Source organism: uncultured Agitococcus sp. (assembly GCF_937920075.1).
Taxonomy (GTDB): domain Bacteria; phylum Pseudomonadota; class Gammaproteobacteria; order Pseudomonadales; family Moraxellaceae; genus Agitococcus.
Genome location: NZ_CALETI010000294.1, coordinates 1 through 2,206 on the forward strand (window position 1 = coordinate 1; position 2,206 = coordinate 2,206).

Genomic DNA, 2,206 nt, shown 5'->3' on the forward strand with positions numbered 1-2,206 from the left:
CATCAAAACTGACGTAAATTAATACGTCAATTAGGATAAATAATACTAGTTAGACGCTTATCTTTGTTCCAGACTTTCCAAATGCTTCTAAAGCATCTTTTTTCTCATTAAACGGCTCTGTTATAGCCTTGCAGCTTTTACACTCAACCGCTACAAATGGCTTATGCTCATGCCTTCCCCACGGCACAATCTCACCTATTCCAACGCGCTTGTATCTTAGGTCAAAAAAACCACAAAACACGCATCTCTTATTTATCTTCATCGCTATCTCCAATACGCTTTCTAACTCTCATTCAAGCCGATAAATACCCAGTCAATCGTCAAGTTTCTGCTTTCAGTGTGGGCATTTACGGCTTAATTTTTTAGTTAGGTCTCATATATCTAGGTGTATTTTATGGATAATTCAGAATTAAATGCAAAACCTGATTAAGAATTATCCTCATTTGTGGGACGGAAAGTAGAAGTTTCTTGTATTTTATCGCGTTGTAAGCAAATAACGCCTCGTGCATGATTTAGTGCAATAAGTGCTGACGAAAAAGAAACGCCTTCAAGTAATAATTGCAGCTTTTTTGAAAGTTCTACTTCTTGTGCTGTTATAGAAAAAGTCATAGTATTTGCCTTTGATTTATTGGTGTAATAATTAGGTTATCGCTATGTCACAACCTAACTTTACGCTCAAGTGGGATAACGCACCATCTATTTATGGGGCATTTTTTGGTATCTGTGCATACTTTGCACAGGCTTAGTTTGCTAAGGGTGTTACCCCTTAGCGTTGAAGTTAGATACTATTGTGTGTAACTTGTTATTGCTCTATCAAGTATTTTAATAAAATCCATGTCGTAATTCAAAACTTTTGCAATTCTTGAGTCATCAAGGATTGCAACTTCATTGAATGTCTTATATCCACAATCATTAAGCCTTTCTAATACATCTTTATTCCTTATTTCTGCCATAGCAAAACTAACAGGAATGTTATGTTTTAGAAAAAACTGTATTTTCATTTTGTAGCAAAACAGTGTTGAATCAATATCATTTGACGCGATATAAATACGACCCTTAACGCCTTTAAGCAGCAAAAAACCTTCACGCTTTATCCACGTCCCGATTACAAATTTCTCATCATTACCATGAAATGCTAAAATTTCACCACAATCATTTTCATCAAAACCATGTAATACAATCATCGTTATCCCCGTGTCTAACTCAGCAATCAAGCGGACAATGCCCCAGCCGCTTGTTGCTCAGTTTATTAAGTTTGTGATACTGTAAAGTATCGTTTATCAGCGTGGGGCATCGCCTCTTATTGCATTAGTTAGATACTATTCATCATCTTCCTCTTTACGCATTTTCCAAGTTTTTTTTGCAACCCAATGCTGTATTTTTTGAATGACTGCTCCAATTCGTAAAGGCACTTTAAATAACTCCTTTCCGCTTGGAGTCACCAAAACACCATCATTTGTTACACCCATTAAGCCAATAAACATAATCAATACTCCGAAGCGTCAAAGGTGCTTCAAACCTATAAATTCATCGTAAAAAGTTAGCGTATCTAACTACCAATTCAACTGGACACAACCCCATACATCATCTAAAGTCTGATTTTGTTAGGTTGTACCAGTTAATTATTTGTTAGACACCAAATATCACCACCATGCTCGGAAACGGGGCAGGGTTTTTACAGTCGCCAAACTTCAAACGCCCCTTAATAAATTCAATGTTCCCTTGTGTGCAAAAGTCGTGAAACCAGCGTGTGTCTGTTCGCGCTGGCAATAAACAAACAACCTTCTTTGCCGTCTTATCTACAAAAACGCTTTCAAAAGCCTTCTTTACCCATTTACCAATCTCGCGCCCATAGGGCGGATTCATCCATACATTGCCTGTCCATTCCTGCGTTAAGCCATCTTCGACAACCGTGTAAAACTTCTCACACTTTGCATTTTCATCGTTCGCGCAAACGTCTAATTCAAAGTCATGCACAGCATTGTACCTATCAAAAAACGCTTTAGGCGTAGCCCATAAGTCCGTAGCACTTGAAAACATTACGTCAGTATTCATCGCAATTCCAGTGTCTAACTCTGCATTAAGTGCGACAAGCACCCAATCGCTTATGCAGGTCTATTATCGTTGTAGTGCTTGCGCCTTATGCGTTGGTAGTTAGGTTTTAATCTATGTATCCATAAAATTTAGCCCATTCGGGGTTAGTCTT

At 37.9% G+C, this 2,206-nt stretch carries 5 protein-coding genes; all 5 read right to left on the minus strand.

Going from position 1 to position 2,206, the window contains the following annotated elements; genetic code table 11:
* Positions 1-49: 49 nt before the first annotated feature.
* Positions 50-262, minus strand: coding sequence for a hypothetical protein (locus Q0212_RS10320; protein WP_297925131.1), 213 nt, complete (start codon positions 260-262; stop codon positions 50-52).
* 164 nt (positions 263-426) lie between these two features.
* Positions 427-609: a hypothetical protein gene (locus tag Q0212_RS10325; RefSeq protein ID WP_297925133.1), complete on the minus strand. Its 183-nt coding sequence runs from the start codon at positions 607-609 to the stop codon at positions 427-429.
* A 176-nt stretch (positions 610-785) separates the two neighbouring features.
* Positions 786-1,184: a hypothetical protein gene (locus Q0212_RS10330; protein WP_297925135.1), complete on the minus strand. Its 399-nt coding sequence runs from the start codon at positions 1,182-1,184 to the stop codon at positions 786-788.
* Between the two features lie 135 nt (positions 1,185-1,319).
* Positions 1,320-1,484 (minus strand): hypothetical protein, encoded by a 165-nt coding sequence (locus Q0212_RS10335; RefSeq protein ID WP_297925137.1) that lies wholly within the window; start codon positions 1,482-1,484, stop codon positions 1,320-1,322.
* Between the two features lie 145 nt (positions 1,485-1,629).
* The gene (locus tag Q0212_RS10340) at positions 1,630-2,055 is read right to left on the minus strand and encodes a DNA N-6-adenine-methyltransferase (RefSeq protein WP_297925139.1); all 426 of its coding nucleotides are present in this window, start codon (positions 2,053-2,055) and stop codon (positions 1,630-1,632) included.
* Positions 2,056-2,206 lie beyond the last annotated feature (151 nt).